Source organism: Micromonospora sp. LOL_013 (genome assembly GCF_048060315.1).
Taxonomy (GTDB): Bacteria; Actinomycetota; Actinomycetes; order Mycobacteriales; family Micromonosporaceae; genus Micromonospora_E.
This window is the reverse complement of sequence record NZ_JBHMIQ010000096.1, coordinates 1-1,063: the sequence shown is the minus strand read 5'-3', so window position 1 is coordinate 1,063 and position 1,063 is coordinate 1. Positions and strand designations below refer to the sequence as shown.

Here is a 1,063-nt window from a genome sequence, read left to right as displayed (position 1 = left end):
GTACGCGGGCTTGATGACGTCGTCGATGACCGCCAGCCGCTCGTCGAACGGGATGAACGCACTCTTCATCGCGTTCACCGTCAACCACCGCAACTCCGACCACCCCCACCCGAACGCCTCCACCAACAACCACATCTCCCGCGACATCGACGTCCCACTCATCAACCGGTTGTCCGTGTTCACCGTCACCCGGAACCGCAGATCACGCAACAACCCCACCGGATGCTCACCAATCGAACCCACCGCACCCGTCTGCACATTCGACGACGGACACAACTCCAACGGAATCCGCTTGTCCCGCACATACGACGCCAACCGCCCCAACCGCACCCCACCCCCACCCACCTCGATGTCATCCACAATCCGCACCCCATGCCCCAACCGATCCGCACCACACCACTGAATCGCCTGCCAGATCGACGGCAACCCGAACGCCTCACCCGCATGAATCGTGAAATGGAAATTCTCCCGCTGCAAAAACTCGAACGCGTCCAAATGCCGCGTCGGTGGAAAACCCGCCTCCGCGCCCGCGATATCGAACCCCACCACCCCCACATCCCGGTACCGCACCGCCAGCTCCGCGATCTCCTGCGACCGCGCCGCATGCCGCATCGCCGTCAACAATGTCCCCACCCGGATCACCCGACCCGCCTCCGCCGCCTCCGCACACCCCGCCGCGAACCCCGCCAGCACCGCCTCCACCACCTGGCCCAACCCCAACCCCCGCGACAGATGCTGCTCCGGCGCGAACCGCACCTCCGCGTACACCACCCCGTCCGCCGCCAGATCCACCGCACACTCCGCCGCCACCCGGAACAACCCCGCCTCCGTCTGCATCACCGCCACCGTGTGCGCAAACGTCTCCAGATACCGCTCCAACGACCCCGAATCCGCCGCCGAGACGAACCACCGACCCAACTCCGACGGATCCGTCACCGGCAACACATGACCCACCTCGTCCGCCAACTCCACCACCGTCGCCGGCCGCAAACCACCATCCAGATGGTCATGCAGCAGCACCTTCGGCGCCCGAACGATCTCCGCCAACGAAACAGCCACCATG

At 65.6% G+C, this 1,063-nt stretch carries 1 protein-coding gene; it reads right to left on the bottom strand.

The genetic code is table 11. The features are described from left to right. Positions 1 to 1,062 (bottom strand): adenosine deaminase (locus ACFHWS_RS28465; RefSeq protein ID WP_416569578.1); only part of this gene is annotated, 1,062 nt, incomplete at its 3' end. Between the last annotated feature and the right edge of the window lies 1 nt (position 1,063).